This is a genomic window from Neptuniibacter sp. QD48_55, from assembly GCF_047778115.1.
Classification (GTDB): domain Bacteria; phylum Pseudomonadota; class Gammaproteobacteria; order Pseudomonadales; family Balneatricaceae; genus Neptuniibacter.
Genome location: NZ_CP180555.1, coordinates 2,576,513 through 2,596,416 on the forward strand (window position 1 = coordinate 2,576,513; position 19,904 = coordinate 2,596,416).

Below are 19,904 nucleotides of genomic sequence, written 5' to 3' on the forward strand. Positions count from 1 at the left end.
GATAAGTTACTCTCTTAAACGTTCACTCACGCTTACTGATAATCATCCGGTAGCGTAATACCCATCGCATTGGCTTCAACCTGGGCTTGTTGCTGAAAACGCTTACGCACCATCGTACCTTTAGGTTTAGTCAGGTAGAACAGCCATTTGCTGGCGACTTCAGGTTTCAGATTATGCTCTTCGCCCCAGCTTTGGATAAATGCAAACAGAGTATTATCGCTTTTATCAGGTAAAGCTACTGCAACAGGTAGATCGAGTTGCTCTCCTGCTCGCACTCTCCGACTGATCACATCATAGTTGTAGCGAAAGTCTGGAAAAACATCGACTTCATCTTCAGTGCGCAAACGAAACCAACCGGTTGCTTTACCAGCATGATAGATTGCAGGATGGGTCCACTTATGCGTCGATGCTTTATCCGCATTTAGGCACGCTTCTTCATAAGCGTGCTTAGTTGCAGGTAAACCATGATCGCCAGTTTGGGTGCGAAGTACATCAAGAAACTCGGAAATCGTCGGCATCCATGCGCTGTGTTCTTTGCAATAGTCAATAGCAGCCACCAGCTCTTGTTCGGTATAGCCACCAAGGCTTAATGCCCACTCGCGCTTCGCAATGTTAATTTCTTCCTGGGTTTCGAAACAGCTCTTAAATTTATGGCCATAGATAGCCATGAAACGGTTAAAAATAAAATTAACGTAAACACCCGTTTCCTGACTAATTACCTGTTTAGGAGGCTCACTTGGTCCAGTCGAGGTTGTTGACGTCCATGACTGCTGCGGTAACCCGTTGTCGTTTTTCGCGAGTATCTCTGCGGGGGTTTTCATGGCTGAAACCTTTGCCTTGCTGTTCGTTGTTTATGCGTTGCTGACGCCCATCTTGGGTTTGCTTTTTAACCCACTCTCGTTTTACCCAACCTAAGAATTTTTGATCCCAGTTGGTTTCTTTACGGTCTTTATCTAACCAGTAAAGCACAAATTCATCCAGACATGTTTGGGCGAATTGTGGCGAGATATTATGCCGCGGAAGCAAAGCATAAAAATTTTCGGATGGTTGCCAATTAAGCTCCATACCCTGGAGCTGCTTTTTAAGCTGTTCTTGCTGGAAAAAACGCGCCTGTAACTCGTCTGAGTGGCCGTTCTTCATCTGCTGTGCTTTTTTAGCCCACCCTATACTGCCGCCAAAAGTAGGGGCAGGACCGGGGTTAGGAATATTTTGCGGCTGCGCTGTTGGCGCTTGATCAGGATAATACGGCGTATCCTGCACCTCTGGGTACTGATCCTGTGGATAGCCTGATTGTAAAGGTTGAGTTTGTGGGTTATTTTGCTGGGTATAATTAGATTGTGCATAATTCGGCTCAGATTGCTCAACCTCGACAGGCAGTTCTTCAACCTGTGCCGGAATCGTTTCCATAACCGGTAACCGACTTACAATCTCAACGTCACCTTCAGGCACTTCATCGAACGATGCTTCAGAGACTTGCTCTTCAACAACAAAGCGGATTCTTACGCGCCCATCATTAGCGAATGCGGCATCAATGATATTTGCACTGACTAATTCGCTGGTTAATTGAGCCAACCGTTCTTCGTCCCAAAACTCACCTAATGCCAGCCATTGTTCACGAGAAAATATAAGTTCTGGTGCTTGCGCTGTATCCGTTACATTTTGCAGACGTTCTACCCTTTGATGATAGAGCGTCAACAATACAGCCGCTTCAACACCTACCTCCTTGACTAAGGATGGGTATAGCAAGATAGGTGTTTCAGAAAAAACATAACTCATGAATATGTAATCTTACCTAAACAGATTTGGCATTTCGTTAACCGAATACCATAAACAAAAAAGCCGCAGTGATGAGCCGCGGCTTGTGACCATCAAACGTGATTAGCCATCCTGTGCAAAACGTTCTACTGCGCGTAGTACATCTCGACGACTAATCTGGCCGATCAGTTTACCATCTTTTACTACCGGTAAACGACGGCGTTTATTATTAATAAACTCTTCCGCCACTTTTATGATGTCGGCATCATGATTAATGGTGAAAACCTCTTCCGACATATAGGTACCAACAAGGCCACCCATCTCTTCTTCGTGGTAGGTTAAAGTCAGGATTGCTTTTAGACAGTCAACTTCTGACATTAAGCCAATGAGCTTGCCATTTTTATCGACTACAGGCGCGCCTGTGATTCGGTATTCGAGTAGCTGATTAATCGCATCAAAAAGATCGGTTTCAGGGGTAAAGGTGATTAAGTCTTCACACATGTAATCCTGAGCTTTTACGGATCTTAGCATTACCATTCCTCCATGGCCGGCAGCTTTAACAGGTTTGGAAACATCGACCTGCCAAACCACCCAAACAAGGTAAACCGGTATCGTTTTCAACCGGGCTACCTCTATGTGTACACCTAACAGTGGCAACTCGCAAGCGATCAGATCAAGGTTAAGCCCGATGAAAATAGGTTAACGTGCAACGGGCTAATACCTTGTAGGGAGAAGAGCTAACTTATGGCCCCTAAGCAGTTTTTTGGATTTTTGCGCAATTAAAATAATTAATTGAAAACAACCGTTTTATTACCTTGCACTAAGATCTTATCTTCCAAGTGCCAACGCAAACCGCGAGATAACACTGTTTTCTCGACATCACGCCCTAAACGCACCATATCTTCTGGCAGATCGCGATGACTGATACGCACAACGTCCTGATCAATGATTGGACCTGCATCCAACTCTTCAGTCACATAGTGACAGGTGGCACCGATCAGTTTTACACCACGCTCATGGGCTTGATGGTATGGCTTAGCACCGGCAAAAGACGGTAAGAAGCTGTGGTGGATATTAATGATGCGATGAGCATATTCAGCACAGATGTCCGACGGTAAGATCTGCATGTAACGCGCAAGCACCACCGTTTCCGCAGAGTGGTCGCGGATTAAACGGCTCACTTCCTCAAAATGAGGCTGTTTATTCTCTTTATCCACAGGCACGTGATGGAAAGGAATATTATGCCATTCGACCATGCTGCGCAGATCGTCGTGATTGGAGATAACACAAGGAATCTCACAGTCTAATTCGCCTTCATGATAACGATAGAGAAGATCAGCAAGACAATGTGCTTCTCGACTCGCCATCAATATCACACGCTTAGGGGTAGCGGAGTCTGTAATATCCCAATCCATATTGAAGGATTGCGCTATCGGTGCAAAAGCAGACTTTAACTCTTCGAGGGAGAAAGGCAGCGTTGCCGCACTAATCTCTACACGCATAAAGAACCAGCCAGTGGTACTATCAGAATGTTGGTTAGCGTCAGAAATCGAGCCACCATGGCTAGAGATAAAGTTACTTACCATCGCCACAATGCCCACTCTATCGGGACACGCCAAAACCAGCCTGAATCTACGTTCCATTTACGTAAAGCTCCGCAAGAAAATGTGAAGCTTCATTCTAACAGCAGTTATTTCTCCGGTGGAATTGCCTAGCTAAGTATTCTTGCCCTAAAGCAATAAATTTTTATCTCTCAATTAAATAACTGATCAGATGCAGCCGCGCAGCGGAAATCATTCCGATGTAAACCCGATATAGCATGGGTATACCAAGTGAGATGGACTCGCCCCCAAGCGGTTAATATATCAGGATGATGATTTCGAACTTCTGCTAATTCTCCTACGTTATTGGTAAACGCTAAGGCCTCAACAAAGTTTTTGAACTTAAAATCACGTTGCAGCGTAGGCACACCGTCTACGTGAACAATCTCCCAATCGGGCAGCGACTTCAGTAACACCGCTATTTCTGATTCGTTTAAGGCTTGGCTATCTTTATGGCAGCTTTCACAAGCTTCTGTAGCTAAATCCATCATGTCACCTCATAAAATCACTATTCCATCGTTCTATATCAACAAGGTTTTCCATCCGCTTAATCACTCATATACTGTAAGTAATACTGGGAAAAGGGAATATCAAAGATGTCAGAACCTATGGCCCCTTTAAGCGCTTGCCGACTTGGGTTAGATACGCATCAAGAACCCACGATCTACCTTCGTCATGATAGTCCAGTTTGCCGCTCTGAGGGATTTTCTGCCCTCTCTCGGGTGATGGTTCGGACGGAACGAAAACACCTGATCGCTACCCTCAATATGGTAACAAGCAACCTTTTAATGCCCGGTGAGATCGGTTTTTCTGAATCTGCTTGGAAAAGAATGGAGCTGAGAGAGGGGAATTCTGTTTGGTTATCTCACCCTAAACCCGTGCAATCCCTCTCCCATCTGCGCGCTAAGGTATTTGGTAGCGAACTCAGTCAAGAACAACTCCGTGAAATCATCGATGATATTGTCGCAGGGCGCTATGCAGATGTGCACCTAGCCGCATTTATAACAGCCTGTGGCTCAGACAAGCTTAGTATTCGAGAGATTACCGATCTAACCCGAGCAATGGTCGATTCTGGCAGCCAAATCGAATGGGGCTTACCTCAAGTTGTGGATAAGCACTGTGTCGGCGGGTTACCCGGTAATCGCACAACCCCCATTATTGTATCAATTCTGGCAGCCGCTGGATTGACTATGCCGAAAACATCTTCACGGGCCATTACTTCTCCTGCCGGAACTGCCGATACCATGGAGACTTTAACTAATGTCAGCTTGAGCCTAGAGCAGATGCGCTCGGTAGTTGAACAAGAAGGTGGATGCCTTGCATGGGGTGGATCGGTAAGACTTTCCCCATCTGATGATCTATTAATCCAAGTGGAGCGAGCCTTAGATATAGACAGTGAAGGTCAATTGATTGCATCAGTGCTCTCAAAAAAAATAGCCGCGGGTGCTACTCACGTTGTGATTGATATTCCGGTAGGCGAAACCGCAAAAGTGAGAAGTAAAGAGTCTGCACAAACCCTAGCGGATAGCTTTAAAGCCGTAGCTAGTACTCTAGGACTGACTGTACATACGCTACTGACCGATGGATCTCAGCCCATAGGCAGAGGCATCGGACCAGCTCTTGAAGCACGGGATATTTTATCGGTGCTACAAAACAAGAAAGATATGCCCACAGACTTAAGACAACGTGCTGCAGAAGTTGCAGGCGCCATGTTAGATCTGATCAATCATTTGCCAGAGGGTGAAGGCTATACACAAGCCCTTAGCATTTTAGAGTCAGGCGCAGCTTGGGATAAATTTCAGGCGATCTGTAAAGCTCAAGGCGTAATCAAAACACCTCCTATCGCGCCCTACCGTTATGAATTAATTGCACAAAAAACAGGCATAGTTGATCAAATTAATAACCGTAAGTTAGCCAAAGTGGCCAAATTAGCCGGAGCGCCTGCCGATTTGGCTGCAGGAGTAGATATGCATTGTAAGCTCGGCGACAAAATCGAGCTGAATCAACCTCTGCTGACCATCCATGCCGAAAGCTCGGGTGAGCTAAGTTATGCCGTCGATTATTTAGAAGATCATTCGGATGTTATCCAGATTATTGCTGGAAGGGAGCCTTCATAAAATGCAGCCTATTCTATTCAATTTAGAAAGTGACCACGACCTTGCTCAAGCCCTTGCGATTGAGGTCGATGCAGAAGTCGGCAAGTTAGACCTTCGAAATTTCCCTGACGGCGAAAGCTATCTACGTGTCTTAAGCGAGTGCCAACATCGATCAGTCATTGTGCTTTGTAACTTACACCATCCCGATGACAAAATACTCAAACTCATTTTTCTAACCCATACACTGAAATCCCTAGGAGCGTCTAGCATCGGGTTAGTAACCCCTTACCTCGCTTATATGCGCCAAGACAAAGCGTTTCACCCTGGAGAAGCGGTTTCATCACGACCTTTTGCTCAACTTCTGTCAGAACAATTCGATTGGCTAGTCACACTGGATCCCCATCTACACCGTTATAACTCCTTGGATGAGATCTACAGTTTAAAAAGCTCCGTAGTACATGCAGCACCCATGATTGCCGATTGGATAAATCGACATATTGCAAAGCCTCTTCTTATTGGCCCTGATAGTGAAAGTGAACAATGGGTGAGCGAAGTTGCATATTTATCCAAAGCACCTTTTCAAGTATTAGAGAAAGTTCGTCATGGAGATTACTCTGTCGAAGTGTCAGTACCTGAAATCGAACAGTGGATAGATCATACTCCCGTGTTGGTAGACGACATTATTTCAAGCGGTAAAACCATGTTAGAAACCATTACCCACCTGCACCAGCTTGGGTTAAAGTCCCCCACTTGTATTGGAGTGCATGGTCTGTTTTCTGATGATGACTTTAATGCACTCGCTATAAAAGCCAAGATCGTTACCTGTAACAGTGTGCCTCACACAAGTAATGATATTGATATTAGTCATGCGTTAAGCCAAGCCATGCTGAAGTGGATCTAAATGTGAAAAGCTATGTTGCCGATGATCTGGACTGCTGGCTTGATCCTACATTTATAAATCCAGACGAAGCCGAGTATTTTTACACCTCATTATATGAAGAGGTATCTTGGCAACAAGACAAGATCCGAATGTTTGGAAAATGGGTTTCCATTCCGCGCTTACAAGCCTTTATGGCTGATTCTGGCATCACCTATACCTATTCCGGTTTAACTTTGACGAATAGCCCTTGGCATCCCGTTGTTACGGATATTAAAAAACGCGTCGAAGAATACACAGGCACCTCTTTCAACGCCGTACTCATAAATCTGTATCGCGACGGTAATGATAGTATGGGCTGGCATAGGGATAATGAACCAGAATTAGGCGAGAATCCGAAAATAGCCAGTGTATCGCTAGGCAGTAGTCGACGTTTTCTATTAAAATCGACCACTGATCAACGCCATGAACTTAGCTTACCTTCCGGATCGCTCTTATGGATGGGCGATCAAGTGCAAAAGCACTGGCAGCACAGTGTTCCCAAAACGAAAAAAGTAGTCTCTCCTCGTATAAACCTCACCTTCCGTGACATGAAAATTTAATATAAATCAAAAGATTAGCAGTAGAATATTCTGGTATAACTAATATATTCACTAATATTTTATATAAAGACTAACTCATTTAACTACAGTAAGTTATACTGCCGCGCACTTGAGTAGAGCCGGGCAATTTACCCGATTTTTTATATGGGTTTGCCTCAGTAATAAAAATAAGTTAATTGGACGAAACTTAAGAGCATTTTTTTGATAAGTTTCTATTCCATTGTCATCGCAGTCAGATGAGGCTGTTCTGCATAAAAATGACAAGGAATCGCCCTATTCGGTTCGTGCAGTTAACAAAAAATATAAGAATAATTAAGACATACAAATGCACACCGATGCACCCGAAAAAGACACTGTAAACCAGGGTCAAACTAGCGCAGAAGAGCTAAATACAATTCTGCGTTTGCAGAACCAAGTACTTGAAGAGATCGTTTTAGACACACAACCCGACTTCATCTTTACGTCGGTTTGCCAGTTTATTGAAAACTGTGTCTCGGATAGTATCGCTTCAATCATGCTACTGGATAGCAGTAATCGACATCTGTCCGTTGTCTGTGCGCCCAGTATTCCTAAAGCATCGCTCGCACTTCTAAATGGCTTAGTGCCAAGCCCAGAGGCTGGTTCCTGCGGTACAGCAGTTTATACAGGTAGCCCCGTTTATGTTTCTGACATCGAACAAGATGACTGCTGGCAAAATTTCCGAGATGTCGGCCAAGAATTAGGAATCAAAGCCTGTTGGTCTTACCCAATCCGCATCGATTCTGAACATGTTGCGGGCAGTATTGCAATCTCTAGCCCCAAAACACGAACACCGACTGCATTCCATCACCAGCTCTTAGAAGCCGCTGCCAATATCATTGGAATTGCACTCAAGAGATTAAAAGCACAGCAATATCTAGAACATTCCGAAAACCTGCTACAAAACATCACCAAAGCGATGCCTGGTGTTGTTTACCAATACCGATTAACCCCTGATCTTAAACAGGAGTTTATATACATAGGCCCAGGGATAGAGCAAATTTCTGGCGTCTCTGCAGAAGAAGCAACAGAAGACTTTCGCCAATTCTGGAAACAGGTACACCCAGAAGATCAACCAAGCCTGTGGGCAAGTATTATCCACACTAGCCAGCATAAGCTGCCTTGGTCCCATGAGTTTCGAGTATTCCACCGGAATGGTGATCTCCGTTGGATTCGCGGCTCATCTTTACCCGATACTTCCAATAAACTCGATCCTTCGCTTTGGAATGGAGTTTTACTCGATATCACTCCAGAGAAAGCATCCATCGAGCAGTTGCGCTTAGCGGGTATCGCCTTTTCGAGCACTAATGAAGGGATCATGATCACCGATTGCAACAATAAGATTATTGATGTCAATCGCGCCTATTCTGATCTGAGTGGTTACAGCCGTGAAGAGCTGATTGGTAAAAGCCCTTCTCTGCTTAAATCACCTCGACACGATAAAGATTTCTTCCAAAATATGTGGGCTGCTCTTGCTGAAGAGGGTCACTGGCAAGGCGAAATATGGAACCGGCGCAAGAATGGCGAGGTAGCACCTCATTGGGTCAGCATTAATGCAGTTCACGATCCAGAGACACACAAGCTAACTCATTTTGTAAGTGTGAATGCTGATATTAGTAATATCAAAGCCTCTGAAGAAAAGCTCTCTCATCTAGCACACCACGATCCGCTAACGAATCTACCTAACCGCTTGTTGTTTGGCGCTCGGCTAGAGCATGCTCTGACCCATAGGGAATCTAACGAAAAGATTGCCATGCTGCAGTTAGATCTAGACCGCTTTAAACACATTAACGACAGCCTTGGTCACAAATATGGCGACCAATTGCTGTTGCAAGTAACAGAGCGTTTAAATAAAACATTAAGTACTCGTGACACCCTTGCACGGATAGGCGGAGATGAATTCGCCATATTACTTGAAGAGTTAGAACACGCAGCTGATGCAGCAACGATTGCCGATGCAATCGTCGAAGCGATGGAGCAACCTTTCCAATTAGATGGTAAAGACTACTTCACCACGGCAAGTATAGGCGTCGCGCTCTCCCCTGATCATGGCGATGATTCAGATACGGTCACTAAAAATGCTGATATCGCACTGAATCAAGCTAAAGATTCAGGTCGTAATAACTATGCATTCTTCCAGCCAGAGCTTTCTGAAACCGTTGAAGAGTGGATCAGGTTAGAGCCTGAATTGCGAAAAGCTGTAGCAGACAAACAATTTGTACTTTTTTACCAGCCGCAGATGGATGCGACCGGAGAAAAAGTCATTGGTGCTGAAGTACTTATCCGTTGGGAACACCCTGAGATGGGGCTTATTCCTCCTGGACAGTTCCTATCCATTGCCGAAGAAATTGGCTTACTAACAAAGATGGGTAACTGGGTTTTAGAAGAAGCCTGTGCACAACTTTCTCGCTGGAGAAAAGCTGGACTGAATAACTTCCGTTTAGCAGTCAATCTGGCAAGTGACCAGATCACCAAACAAGATCTTCCATCAGAAGTTCAAACGCTGCTGTACAAATACGAAATACCGGCAGATATGTTAGAGCTGGAAATACTAGAGACCTTTCTACTTGAACATGAAAAGGAAGCAACGGCGACTTTCCAAGCGTTGAGGCAACAAGGTGTTCATCTCGCTTTGGATGACTTCGGAACAGGCTACTCTTCGCTACGTTACCTAAAGCAACTACCCATAACTAAAGTCAAAATTGATCAATCCTTGGTGAGGGATATCCCAAGTGATCCGGACGATGAAGCCATTGCCAAAGCAGTAATTCTACTGGGTCATACCCTAGATCTGAAAGTCTGTGCAGAGGGTGTTGAAACACCTGCTCAACGGGCCTTTTTGGAACAAGAGGGCTGCGATCAGCTCCAAGGCTTCTTATTCAGCAAACCGATCCGACAGGAACAGTTTACTGAATTATTACTCGCCCAAGAGCGGATTCAAGAAGTCGAATACAGTTAAAGCCCTTTAACCCACTCTATTAACCATGGTTCTGCTTCTTCAAGTGGAGCCATGGTTTCACAAGCATCAATCACTAAGTTATCCCCAATTTTTTGTGCCTGCAGCTGCTGCATTAAACTATCCATCAAATAGCCAGCTTCAGCAAAGGTATCGTAGGAACTGTCACCTAAAGCGATTACCCCGTATTTAACCGTCGGCATCTGCGGTAATTGATCTTGTAACTGGTCATAGAAAGACAGTAGGTTATGCGGAATTTCACCCTGCCCTGTTGTTGAGGTACAGATTAAAATCACTTCTGTTTCCGGTATGACAACCTGAGCAATTTCCGGCTTACGTAATAGTTCTACTGAGTGTTGCAGCTCAGTTAACTTTTGTGAGCACATCTCCGCGACATCAAGCGCATTACCGTATACCGAACCTACTACAACCTTAATTACTGCCATTTATAAACCTGCTTTGCATACTGATTGATGCAATAAAATCATTTTGATGTGGAAAGATAATTATATTCGCCATTCTCACCGATTTTCTGGCAATAACCAAGCAGGCTCCTACACTGAAAGAGTAGATCTGTTTATCGGAGGGGATAAGCTATGGGTAACGAAAGTCTTTCTAAACTACTTGATGAATGGGAAGGACGCGCGCGCAAAGTTAACGGTCGCAAGGAAGAGCAGCTTTCCATCTATAAGAGCGATTCGGTCAAGCTCGAAGCCTTAGCCAGCATGTATAAACTTTCCAAGGACGATGTTGTCGCCACCTTAATACATGAGGCGTTAAATGAGTTAGAAGCTAAAATGCCCTACATTCAAGGAAGTAAGGTGATCAGAATTGAAGATGGCGAAGAGATATATGAGGACGCAGGCCCTATGCCTCGCTACCTAGCAGAGCAGAAGAAAGTGCTTGAGGCGTCTTAGCAGCAAAGCCGCCATACCAACAAAAAATGCCGCAAGGAGTGGTGGCTTGCGGCATTCTCGATTAACTGTAGCAGGTATTAAAACAACTAATTAAAGCGTTTTAAGGTAAGCGATCAGGTAATCCTGCTCAGCTTTATCTGTAATCTCAACGTGACGCATACGAGTGCCTGGTACGAATTGATCGTTACCCGCTACCCACTTACGCAAGTTTTCTTCGTCCCAAGTAATATCTGAGTTACGTAGAGCATCAGAGTAAGCAAAGCGCGGAAGTGCTGCTGCTTTACGGCCAAAAACACCGATCAAACTAGGACCGAAAGCATTTTTGCTTGTATCTAGAGAGTGACAAGATGTGCACTTGTTAAAAATTTCTTTACCCGCAGCCTGCATCATCGCTTCGTCATCAGCGATAGCAACAGAAGATAGAGATACAGAAAGGCTCACAGCAAGTGCAGAAATCATTTTAGTTTTCATAATTCATTTTCCCCTAAATGAATACTTCTTTTACAAACACTCTACTCCTGCTGCAGCGCACAAAAATTGATCTTGCTCAGTTTTTTCTTCGCATATTTATAAAACAGATAGAACATACGAACACAGATCAACAAAACTTAATATAGTGAAATCTTATTTAGCAAAAAGCAGTTTATTCCCAATATTTCAGACACAAAAAACGCAGCCGTAGCTGCGTTTTTATCACTATGCTAAATGCTGATTAAGCTTGTTTAGCAATAATCTCTTTCCACTTAGCTGGGCCTGTAGTGTGAACAGACTCACCAGAGGTATCTACAGCAACAGTTACAGGCATATCCTTAACTTCAAACTCGTAGATCGCTTCCATGCCCATTTCTGGGAATGCAAGCACCTCTGCGTTAGTGATCGCTTTAGATACTAGGTAAGCAGCACCACCCACAGCCATTAGGTAAACAGCTTCGTTGTCTTTAATTGCGTCAATTGCAACAGGACCACGCTCAGACTTACCAATCATGCCCAGAAGGCCTGTGCTTTCGATAACCTGACGAGTGAATTTATCCATACGTGTAGACGTTGTTGGGCCAGCAGGGCCTACAACTTCATCACGAACTGGATCAACTGGGCCTACGTAGTAGATAAAGCGACCTTTAAGATCAACTGGTAGCTCTTCGCCATTGTTTAGCATCTCTACCATTTTCTTGTGCGCTGCATCACGACCTGTCAACATTTTACCGTTCAACAGAATCGTTTCGCCTACTTTCCACTCTTTAACTGCTTCTGGAGTGATCTCATCAAGATTTACACGACGTGTGTTGGAACCCACTTCGAAAGTAACATCTGGCCAATCATCCAAGCTTGGTGGTGTAAGAACCGCTGGGCCACTACCGTTCAATGTAAAGTGAGTGTGGCGAGTCGCTGCACAGTTAGGGATCATGCAAACAGGCAATGAAGCTGCGTGTGTCGGGTAATCCTTGATTTTGATATCAAGTACAGTGGTCAAACCACCTAGACCTTGAGCACCTATACCAAGTTCGTTAACGGCATCCATGATTTCTAGACGTAGCTCTTCAACACGGTTCTGTGGACCACGCTCACGTAGCTCGTGAATGTCGATTGGATCCATTAGGGATTCTTTCGCCATTACAGCTGCTTTCTCGGCAGTACCACCAATACCTATACCTAGCATGCCAGGTGGACACCAGCCTGCACCCATTGTTGGTACTGTTTTAACAATCCAATCAACGATGCTGTCAGATGGGTTAAGCATAACCATCTTAGATTTGTTTTCAGAACCGCCGCCTTTAGCTGCAACGTGAACTTCTACTTCGTCACCATCAACAATTTCGTAATGAATTACCGCTGGCGTATTATCTTTAGTGTTCTGTCGCTTACCTGCTGGGTCAGCAAGAATAGATGCACGTAGAACGTTATCAGGATGCATGTATGCACGACGAACACCTTCGTTCACCATGTCAGTTACATTCATTTCAGCATCCCAAGTTACGTTCATGCCTACTTTCAGGAATACAGTAACGATACCTGTGTCCTGACATAGAGGTCGCTTACCTTCAGCACACATACGGGAGTTGATAAGGATCTGCGCCATTGCGTCTTTAGCCGCTGGGTTTTCTTCCTTCAGGTAGGCTTCGTGTACGCCTTGAACAAAATCAAGCGGATGGTAGTAAGAGATAAACTGCAATGCATCAGCAACGCTGCTGATGAAATCGTCTTGGCGGATTACGCTCATTCGGAGACTCCAGTAAAGCTTCTTGTCATAAAGGATCAGGGAGTTAAAACTCAACCATGCTTAGTGCAAACACGCCTGACTCATACCCATTTACTCTCTCTTAAAGGAGAGTTTTTACTGGAAAGGGAGTATACACCAAAAGTACCGCAATAAGGTGTCGGGCATTGGTAGTACTCAGATAATCTTTTTTACTACTTAATGTAAAAACAAGGTGAGAGAGCGTATCTATCTGATCTCAAAAAAGAAGCGCAGAGCAGTAACAAATGCCAAAGATCAAAAAGGAGCTCCCTGTCGCTTTGGTGATTGGTTGACGCGACTCTTTATCTAAAGCCAAGAGCTTTAATGGCTTAATCACAAAAGGAATGGATAACAGTACCACCAGCGCGAAAGGTACAGATCCATTGATACTCAGGGCCAAGCAGCCTAGATAAATACAGATCAGTAGAGCTTTATAAAGTTGAAAGGCACGAGCATAGCCAATCTTCACCGTTAACGTCTTTATCCGCGCCGCCTTATCCTCTTCAAAATCACGCAGTTCATTACTCAGCAGAATTAGCGATACAAACAGAGACACAGGGATAGAGATCAAAAAGACCGAATGCGATAGCTCTTTGGCCAGTACATAGTAAGCACCGCTTACCATCAGAACACCCATCAACCAAAACACCAAAAACACCGCTAAACCGCGACGCTTGTAGTTTATCGGCTCAAGCGTATATCCAAGCGCACCAATGATTCCAATTACTGAGATCAGCAGAAGCAACATCCCAGATACAGCAATGAGGTAACAACCAATGACGGCAGCAAAGAAAATACAGCCTAAACCCAGATTAAAATTAAAACGGATCTGCTGTTGTGAAGCTGAAGAGAGTTGAAGGTTGGGCTGGGAAAGGTCGGCGTAGTCATTAATTAGATTAACCCCAGCTTGCAAAAGCAAACCCGCCACTAGGATTAAGCTCGCGAGAAAAGGATCGCCAAAGCCTTCGCGATAGGCACTCAAAATACCTGTTAGACAAACAATCAAAGCAACGCTGAATGAAAACGGCCTCAACGCATGCCTAAACAGGTACTTCTCAGCGATCATCTCATTTACTTCTGACTGCTGTACTCAGGTGCGTTTGGTAGATCACGCATCAACAACGCGTACTCTGGATCAGCATTCAGATTCATAGGAATCTTCATGACATGGCCAGAGCCTGGCGCAACATCAGCAGACTTTCCTTTCTTATCGATCATCTCATCAAGTTTGAACTTGTGATTACCTTGAGGCGTCATTAGCTCAAGTGTATCGCCTTTAAGGAAGCGGTTTCGTACATCGATCTCAAGCATGCCATCTGCATAACCAAGCACTTCACCCACAAACTGCTGGTGTACGCCTACAGAGTTACCTGTTTCGTAGTTCTGATACTCATCATGAACATGACGACGGTAGAAGCCTTCTGTGTAACCACGGCTTGCTAGGTTTTCTAGCTCATCCATCAAACTCATGTCAAATGGGCGACCTGCGACTGCATCATCGATCGCTTTACGATAAGTCTGAGCAGTACGCGCCACATAATAGTGGGACTTAGTACGACCTTCGATCTTCAAAGAATCTACGCCCATTTCAGCAAGACGGTGTACGTGCTGAATTGCTCGAAGATCTTTAGAGTTCATGATGTATGTACCATGCTCATCTTCGAAAGCAGGCATATATTCACCCGGGCGCGTCTCTTCCTGAAGCAGGAAGATCTGATCCGTTGGTTTACCTTCACCCAATGCTGGGTTTACTTCTTCCGCTTTTGGATCAAACTGCTCCACGGGCACTACGTCACCCGATTCATCGACTTTCGCTTCGTGAGCATCGTATTTCCAACGGCAACTATTGGTACAAGTGCCTTGGTTTGGATCACGTTTGTTGATGTAGCCAGATAGCAGGCAACGCCCCGAATAAGCGATACAAAGCGCACCGTGAACAAAGACTTCTATCTCCATCTCTGGGCAACGCTGTTTGATCTCTTCTACTTCATCCAGGGACAACTCACGAGATAGGATTACACGCTCAACACCCATGGAGTGCCAGAACTTAACCGCAGCCCAGTTCATGGTATTCGCCTGAACAGACAGGTGAATCGGCACATCAGGGAAATGCTCTTTCACTAAGTAGATCAAGCCTGGATCAGACATAATCAATGCATCGGGTCCCATCGCTATAACTGGGCGTAAATCATCGATGTATGTTTTTAGCTTACTGTTATGAGGCAGAATGTTACTTGCTAGGAAGAACTTCTTGCCCAACTGGTGAGCCAGATCGATCCCTTCTGCTAGGTTATCCATATTAAAGTCATTGTTACGTACACGCAGGCTGTAACGAGGCTGACCGGCATAAACAGCATCTGCACCGTAAGCAAATGCATATTTCATATTTTTCAAAGTCCCTGCAGGGGACAATAGTTCTGGATTTAGCATAGTTATGAAGGGACTAGTTAATAAGGTATGAATTAAAAGTTAAAAGATCTATTAAGCCAGATCTTTTAAAGGAATCTCAAACAGCGGCGTGTAGATAGAGCCATCTTCACCCGGCTTACTTTGAAATAGCACCACCGAGTCAGCCAAACTGTACATATCCAGCGCTGGCCACTCTTTTGGTGCTTTAAACGTATTTTTTCCTGGCAAACGGCCTAAAGTCACATGAGGTTTGAAATCATCTTCCTCATAGTTAAGGCCCGCCTCAGTAGCCACATTGATCATCAACTCATGCAGCACCTGCAATTCCTCATGCAGATCAGGTAAAGCAGCAACTAAAGCTAACTTTTTGTTAACTTTGTAATATTCCGCTTTGTTGATATGTACCTGAAAGGAGCTAAAGTCAGCCAATTTCTCGCGAGCACATTTTTCCAATTCTTCAACCTGATTAAGATTGATATCACCTAAGAAACACAAGGTAAGATGATAGCGATCGGAATCCACCCAATTGATTTCTGTTTTGCGGTCAAACTCGCATAATGTATCAGCGTGATCAGCCAACCAACGTACAACAGAATCAGGTAGCGTCAGTGCAAAAAAAGCACGGATGTTCATAGAGGCTTACTATATCCCTATTTTTTTGAGGAATAGCGTATTCTGCCTTCAAGATGCCCCGTTGGCAAACCCTGAAGCAGAATCTAAGATCATTTATGCCGCTCTAGCGTTGTTCAAGCAGCAATTGCATATTGTTTAGCTTCTGACGCACCTGTAAGAGATCTTGATTTAACTGACGACGCGTGCCGTCAAAGGCACGGATAGCCTGCTCGTTCACTTTAACTTTACGTTCTAGATCAGCATTGCTTTTGCCTTCTAACTTAGCAAGACGATCAGTTAAAGTACGCTGCGCTTTCAAAAGATCATCCATCTGTTCTTTCGCCAGCTCATTTGTGGTGCGCATTTCAGATTCAACGCGCGATGTCAGCTTCGTCAGTTTAGCTACTTCGGCATTCACTGTTTTCTTCAAACCAGAAACACTCGCCAGCGTTTTTTTCTGCTGAGCAAGCTGAGACTTTAGAGACTTAACCGTTTTTTCTTGCGCCTGAAGAGTTTTCTTTAAGGCTGCGAGTTCTTTTGCCTGCTTCTCAATCAGTGGCTTATTCTTTTTATGGGCAATATCCCACAATTTAGCAATTTCAGAATCTAGCTGTTTGTCTTTCTGCTTTAAAGCAGACTCTAACGAGGAAACATTGCCTTGAAGCTCCTCACCCGATTCAGCTGCACCCTGCTCTGCTTCTTTCAACAAAGCTTCTAATTGAACAATCTGGGCCTGTGCTTTTTCAAACGTTGCCTGTTGAGATTGATACATCTCAAAACCAAAGTAGCCAAGTACAGACACCGCAACCACTAAAATAACCATCACTACGGATTGAACCACACCACCTCCTGATGAGGCTGGCGCTGACGCAGGGGCTGGTGAATCACCAGATCGAGGTCGCATAGCTGAAGACGTTGAGCGGTTTTCACCAGCAGGATCGGCAGGCCCAAAATTCGGTACTTCAATATTATCGTCGTCGCGGTTCATGGCTATCCATATACTAACTAAATTGAAATTCCCGCTATTTTACGCGGAAAAAAAAAGCCCCGCAAAAATGCAGGGCTCTTTAAAGCTTAAATAAGCGAGGGGGATGATTACATCATGCCGCCCATACCACCCATACCGCCCATGCCGCCCATATCAGGCATGCCTGCACCACCTTCAGAAGGCTTATCAGCAACCATTGCTTCAGTTGTGATCATAAGACCCGCAACAGATGCAGCCGCTTGTAGTGCTGAACGAGTAACTTTAGCTGGGTCTAGGATACCCATCTCGATCATGTCGCCGTATTCGCCGTTTGCAGCGTTGAAACCGAAGTTACCTTCGCCTTCACGTACTTTAGATACGATTACAGAACCTTCTTCACCCGCGTTACCAACGATCTGACGTAGAGGCGCTTCCATTGCACGGAATGCTAGCTCAACACCTACAGACTGGTCATGGTTGTCACCTTTCAGTTCACCAACAGACGCTAGTGCACGGATAAGTGCAACACCACCACCAGGTACTACACCCTCTTCTACTGCAGCACGAGTTGCGTGAAGTGCGTCTTCTACACGAGCTTTCTTCTCTTTCATTTCTACTTCAGTTGCTGCACCAACTTTGATTACAGCAACACCGCCTGCAAGCTTAGCTACACGCTCTTGCAGTTTTTCACGGTCGTAGTCAGAAGATGTCTCTTCCATCTGCGCACGGATCTGGTTAACACGTGCTTCAATGTTGTCAGCAGCACCGATACCATCAACGATTGTTGTGTTTTCTTTAGTGATAGAAACGCGCTTAGCTTGACCCAGCTGTTCAAGTGTCGCTTCTTCTAGCGTAAGACCTACTTCTTCAGAGATCACAGTACCGCCAGTAAGGATAGCGATATCTTCTAGCATCGCTTTACGACGATCACCGAAACCAGGCGCTTTAACTGCAGCAACTTTAACGATACCACGCATATTGTTAACTACTAGCGTTGCTAGCGCTTCGCCTTCTACATCTTCAGCGATGATTAGAAGAGGACGAGATGCTTTAGCTACGTGCTCAAGAATTGGTAGTAGTTCGCGGATGTTTGTAATTTTCTTATCAGCAAGCAGGATGAATGGCTGTTCAACTTCAGCAGACATATTGTCTTGGTTGTTGATGAAGTAAGGAGATAGGTAACCACGGTCAAACTGCATACCTTCAACTACGTCTAGCTCGTTCTCAAGTGCAGAACCTTCTTCTACAGTGATAACACCTTCTTTACCTACTTTAGCCATCGCTTCAGCGATGATCTCACCAACCTGAGTATCAGCGTTAGCAGAGATAGTACCAACCTGTGCAATTGCTTTATTGTCCGCACATGGAACAGCCATATCCTGAATCTGAGCAACAACAGCTGCTGCTGCTTTGTCGATACCGCGCTTCAGATCCATAGGGTTCATGCCTGCAGCAACAGACTTAAGACCTTCGTTAACGATTGCTTGTGCCAGAACAGTTGCAGTCGTAGTACCATCACCTGCAACATCGTTTGCTTGAGACGCTACTTCTTTAACCATCTGTGCGCCCATGTTTTCGAACTTGTCTTCAAGCTCGATCTCTTTAGCTACAGATACACCGTCTTTAGTTACAGTTGGAGCACCGAAGGCTTTGTCTAGTACAACGTTACGACCTTTAGGGCCCAAAGTGGTTTTAACTGCATCAGCTAGGATGTTTACGCCATCTAGCATGCGTTGACGAGCATCATTACCAAATAGTACGTCTTTAGCCATTTTCTAAAATCCTGTAATCAAATTCTTTAAACAATTAGATAAAGCGAAAAGTTCAACCGGAAGATTAGTCTTCCAATACACCGTAAATTTCGCCTTCGCTAAGAATTAGCAGCTCTTCACCGTCAACTTTCACAGTGTTAGCGTAGCCACCAAACAATACTGTATCCCCAACCTGAACAGTCAGCGCTTGACGCTCACCATTTTCCAGAAGACGACCTTCACCCACAGCAATAACTTTACCTTGGTTTGGTTTTTCCTGTGCAGAACCGGGCAGTACGATGCCGCTTGCAGTTGTAGCTTCTTCTTCGTTACGACGAACAACTACACGGTCGTGAAGTGGACGAATTTTCATCTGTTCTTTCTCCTGATCTTTATCTGACCAAAATAAACATATTTGTTTGGAATCGGGGCAAACCAACCAAAATTGCTTTCCCCTTTGAAATGCTAAGTTGGGGCATAAAAAATGAATTCAACACTACCCAACAACTTTTTTGCTTAGAAATTAATCCTTGCGCTCAAACTCACCGTCAATCACATCATTTGAACGAATATTACGGTCTTGCTTTTCATGAGTTTGATGAGCCTGCGATTGATGCTGGAAAGGATCATTCGCATAAAATTGCGCTGAACTTTGATGTTGCTGCTGCATGGCTATCACACTAAAGCGGCTAAACAATGCTTTCGCAAACGCTTTGCGTGTAAAAGGAAGCAAACAGCTAAAACCAATCACATCTGTGACGAAGCCTGGTGTAACTAGAAGAGCACCACCGACAGCAAGCACGATACCTTCTACCATCTCTTGACCTGGAATCTCACCATTCTGGGCACGCTGCTGCGCTCGCGCCAATGTAGATAAGCCTTGGTAGCGCAACATATTTACGCCTATAAATGCAGACAACAGTACTAAACCAACTGTGTTCCACGCCCCAATTGCTTCACCTACATTTATAAGTACTGTGATTTCAATAATGGGGATAATGATGAACAGCAGAAAAAGAAACTTCATTTATTGCCTCAAAAATAATCGATCACTCTATAAGAATAGGACTCATTATAGAGCTTCTAAACAGGTCCTACCTGCCTAAA

At 44.6% G+C, this 19,904-nt stretch carries 20 protein-coding genes; 5 read left to right on the plus strand and 15 right to left on the minus strand.

The genetic code is table 11. From position 1 onward, the window contains the following. Positions 1–32: 32 nt before the first annotated feature. The 5 genes from ACMXYW_RS11905 to ACMXYW_RS11925 all read right to left on the minus strand — a co-directional run bounded on the left by ACMXYW_RS11905 (position 33) and on the right by ACMXYW_RS11925 (position 3,844). The gene (locus ACMXYW_RS11905) at positions 33–821 is read right to left on the minus strand and encodes a replication protein P (RefSeq protein ID WP_415904202.1); all 789 of its coding nucleotides are present in this window, start codon (positions 819–821) and stop codon (positions 33–35) included. Beyond that, positions 733–1,776, minus strand: a complete 1,044-nt coding sequence (locus ACMXYW_RS11910) for a DnaT-like ssDNA-binding domain-containing protein (RefSeq protein ID WP_415904203.1) — start codon at positions 1,774–1,776, stop codon at positions 733–735. Before ACMXYW_RS11910 ends, ACMXYW_RS11905 begins: the two co-directional genes overlap by 89 nt. Positions 1,777–1,878: 102 nt before the next feature. Then, complete coding sequence (locus tag ACMXYW_RS11915) at positions 1,879–2,286, minus strand: CBS domain-containing protein (protein WP_415891446.1); 408 nt, start codon at positions 2,284–2,286, stop codon at positions 1,879–1,881. A gap of 257 nt (positions 2,287–2,543) precedes the next feature. Further along, entirely contained in the window at positions 2,544–3,398 is an 855-nt protein-coding gene (purU, locus tag ACMXYW_RS11920) for a formyltetrahydrofolate deformylase (RefSeq protein ID WP_415904204.1), read from the minus strand. A gap of 110 nt (positions 3,399–3,508) precedes the next feature. Further along, the gene (locus ACMXYW_RS11925) at positions 3,509–3,844 is read right to left on the minus strand and encodes a 4a-hydroxytetrahydrobiopterin dehydratase (RefSeq protein ID WP_415904205.1); all 336 of its coding nucleotides are present in this window, start codon (positions 3,842–3,844) and stop codon (positions 3,509–3,511) included. A 108-nt stretch (positions 3,845–3,952) separates the two neighbouring features. Here ACMXYW_RS11925 and ACMXYW_RS11930 point away from each other — a divergent pair, with 108 nt between their 5' ends. The 4 genes from ACMXYW_RS11930 to ACMXYW_RS11945 all read left to right on the plus strand — a co-directional run bounded on the left by ACMXYW_RS11930 (position 3,953) and on the right by ACMXYW_RS11945 (position 9,908). Then, positions 3,953–5,473, plus strand: a complete 1,521-nt coding sequence (locus ACMXYW_RS11930; RefSeq protein WP_415904206.1) for a thymidine phosphorylase family protein — start codon at positions 3,953–3,955, stop codon at positions 5,471–5,473. Position 5,474: 1 nt separating this feature from the next. Further along, positions 5,475–6,353 (plus strand): ribose-phosphate pyrophosphokinase, encoded by an 879-nt coding sequence (locus tag ACMXYW_RS11935; protein ID WP_415904207.1) that lies wholly within the window; start codon positions 5,475–5,477, stop codon positions 6,351–6,353. Beyond that, positions 6,344–6,931 (plus strand): alpha-ketoglutarate-dependent dioxygenase AlkB family protein, encoded by a 588-nt coding sequence (locus ACMXYW_RS11940; RefSeq protein ID WP_415904208.1) that lies wholly within the window; start codon positions 6,344–6,346, stop codon positions 6,929–6,931. The genes ACMXYW_RS11935 and ACMXYW_RS11940 overlap by 10 nt, the downstream gene beginning before the upstream one ends. Before the next feature lie 325 nt (positions 6,932–7,256). Next, on the plus strand, positions 7,257–9,908 hold the full coding sequence (locus ACMXYW_RS11945; protein WP_415904209.1) for an EAL domain-containing protein: 2,652 nt from the start codon (positions 7,257–7,259) through the stop codon (positions 9,906–9,908). On the opposite strand, the gene ACMXYW_RS11950 is transcribed toward ACMXYW_RS11945, so the two are convergent. Next, positions 9,905–10,351: a flavodoxin gene (locus ACMXYW_RS11950; RefSeq protein WP_415898883.1), complete on the minus strand. Its 447-nt coding sequence runs from the start codon at positions 10,349–10,351 to the stop codon at positions 9,905–9,907. The genes ACMXYW_RS11945 and ACMXYW_RS11950 overlap by 4 nt on opposite strands. Positions 10,352–10,501: 150 nt before the next feature. On the opposite strand from ACMXYW_RS11950, the gene ACMXYW_RS11955 reads away from it, so the two are divergent. After that, positions 10,502–10,822, plus strand: a complete 321-nt coding sequence (locus ACMXYW_RS11955; protein WP_415881968.1) for a hypothetical protein — start codon at positions 10,502–10,504, stop codon at positions 10,820–10,822. Between the two features lie 90 nt (positions 10,823–10,912). Here ACMXYW_RS11955 and ACMXYW_RS11960 read toward each other — a convergent pair whose 3' ends face one another. The 9 genes from ACMXYW_RS11960 to ACMXYW_RS12000 form a co-directional block, all read right to left on the minus strand. Beyond that, positions 10,913–11,293, minus strand: coding sequence for a c-type cytochrome (locus ACMXYW_RS11960; RefSeq protein WP_415898884.1), 381 nt, complete (start codon positions 11,291–11,293; stop codon positions 10,913–10,915). A 241-nt stretch (positions 11,294–11,534) separates the two neighbouring features. Then, a complete protein-coding gene (locus tag ACMXYW_RS11965) occupies positions 11,535–13,040 on the minus strand; it encodes a fumarate hydratase (RefSeq protein WP_007022383.1) in 1,506 nt (501 codons plus the stop codon). Between the two features lie 235 nt (positions 13,041–13,275). Further along, on the minus strand, positions 13,276–14,124 hold the full coding sequence (locus tag ACMXYW_RS11970) for a prenyltransferase (protein WP_415904210.1): 849 nt from the start codon (positions 14,122–14,124) through the stop codon (positions 13,276–13,278). Positions 14,125–14,129: 5 nt separating this feature from the next. Continuing rightward, positions 14,130–15,488 (minus strand): tRNA 5-hydroxyuridine modification protein YegQ, encoded by a 1,359-nt coding sequence (yegQ, locus tag ACMXYW_RS11975; RefSeq protein WP_415898886.1) that lies wholly within the window; start codon positions 15,486–15,488, stop codon positions 14,130–14,132. Between the two features lie 51 nt (positions 15,489–15,539). Then, a complete protein-coding gene (thpR, locus tag ACMXYW_RS11980) occupies positions 15,540–16,100 on the minus strand; it encodes an RNA 2',3'-cyclic phosphodiesterase (RefSeq protein WP_415898887.1) in 561 nt (186 codons plus the stop codon). Positions 16,101–16,203: 103 nt separating this feature from the next. Further along, positions 16,204–17,067: a hypothetical protein gene (locus ACMXYW_RS11985; RefSeq protein WP_415904211.1), complete on the minus strand. Its 864-nt coding sequence runs from the start codon at positions 17,065–17,067 to the stop codon at positions 16,204–16,206. 107 nt (positions 17,068–17,174) lie between these two features. Then, positions 17,175–18,818 (minus strand): chaperonin GroEL, encoded by a 1,644-nt coding sequence (gene groL, locus ACMXYW_RS11990; protein ID WP_415898889.1) that lies wholly within the window; start codon positions 18,816–18,818, stop codon positions 17,175–17,177. A gap of 64 nt (positions 18,819–18,882) precedes the next feature. After that, positions 18,883–19,170 carry a co-chaperone GroES gene (locus ACMXYW_RS11995; protein WP_415881976.1) on the minus strand — a complete coding sequence of 96 codons (288 nt, stop codon included), beginning with the start codon at positions 19,168–19,170 and terminating at the stop codon, positions 18,883–18,885. Positions 19,171–19,320: 150 nt separating this feature from the next. Further along, a complete protein-coding gene (locus ACMXYW_RS12000) occupies positions 19,321–19,824 on the minus strand; it encodes an FxsA family protein (protein WP_415904212.1) in 504 nt (167 codons plus the stop codon). Positions 19,825–19,904 lie beyond the last annotated feature (80 nt).

Bases quoted from the DNA above. Each gene is read 5' to 3' on its own strand.
- ACMXYW_RS11915 (WP_415891446.1), bottom strand. From the start codon at position 2,286: ATGCTAAGATCCGTAAAAGCTCAGGATTACATGTGTGAAGACTTAATC.
- ACMXYW_RS11930 (WP_415904206.1), top strand. From the start codon at position 3,953: ATGTCAGAACCTATGGCCCCTTTAAGCGCTTGCCGACTTGGGTTAGAT.
- ACMXYW_RS11950 (WP_415898883.1), bottom strand. From the start codon at position 10,351: ATGGCAGTAATTAAGGTTGTAGTAGGTTCGGTATACGGTAATGCGCTT.
- ACMXYW_RS11935 (WP_415904207.1), top strand. From the start codon at position 5,475: ATGCAGCCTATTCTATTCAATTTAGAAAGTGACCACGACCTTGCTCAA.
- ACMXYW_RS11970 (WP_415904210.1), bottom strand. From the start codon at position 14,124: ATGATCGCTGAGAAGTACCTGTTTAGGCATGCGTTGAGGCCGTTTTCA.
- thpR (WP_415898887.1), bottom strand. From the start codon at position 16,100: ATGAACATCCGTGCTTTTTTTGCACTGACGCTACCTGATTCTGTTGTA.
- ACMXYW_RS11965 (WP_007022383.1), bottom strand. From the start codon at position 13,040: ATGAGCGTAATCCGCCAAGACGATTTCATCAGCAGCGTTGCTGATGCA.
- ACMXYW_RS11925 (WP_415904205.1), bottom strand. From the start codon at position 3,844: ATGGATTTAGCTACAGAAGCTTGTGAAAGCTGCCATAAAGATAGCCAA.
- yegQ (WP_415898886.1), bottom strand. From the start codon at position 15,488: ATGCTAAATCCAGAACTATTGTCCCCTGCAGGGACTTTGAAAAATATG.
- ACMXYW_RS11955 (WP_415881968.1), top strand. From the start codon at position 10,502: ATGGGTAACGAAAGTCTTTCTAAACTACTTGATGAATGGGAAGGACGC.
- ACMXYW_RS11905 (WP_415904202.1), bottom strand. From the start codon at position 821: ATGAAAACCCCCGCAGAGATACTCGCGAAAAACGACAACGGGTTACCG.
- ACMXYW_RS11985 (WP_415904211.1), bottom strand. From the start codon at position 17,067: ATGAACCGCGACGACGATAATATTGAAGTACCGAATTTTGGGCCTGCC.
- purU (WP_415904204.1), bottom strand. From the start codon at position 3,398: ATGGAACGTAGATTCAGGCTGGTTTTGGCGTGTCCCGATAGAGTGGGC.
- ACMXYW_RS11945 (WP_415904209.1), top strand. From the start codon at position 7,257: ATGCACACCGATGCACCCGAAAAAGACACTGTAAACCAGGGTCAAACT.
- ACMXYW_RS12000 (WP_415904212.1), bottom strand. From the start codon at position 19,824: ATGAAGTTTCTTTTTCTGCTGTTCATCATTATCCCCATTATTGAAATC.
- groL (WP_415898889.1), bottom strand. From the start codon at position 18,818: ATGGCTAAAGACGTACTATTTGGTAATGATGCTCGTCAACGCATGCTA.
- ACMXYW_RS11910 (WP_415904203.1), bottom strand. From the start codon at position 1,776: ATGAGTTATGTTTTTTCTGAAACACCTATCTTGCTATACCCATCCTTA.
- ACMXYW_RS11960 (WP_415898884.1), bottom strand. From the start codon at position 11,293: ATGAAAACTAAAATGATTTCTGCACTTGCTGTGAGCCTTTCTGTATCT.
- ACMXYW_RS11995 (WP_415881976.1), bottom strand. From the start codon at position 19,170: ATGAAAATTCGTCCACTTCACGACCGTGTAGTTGTTCGTCGTAACGAA.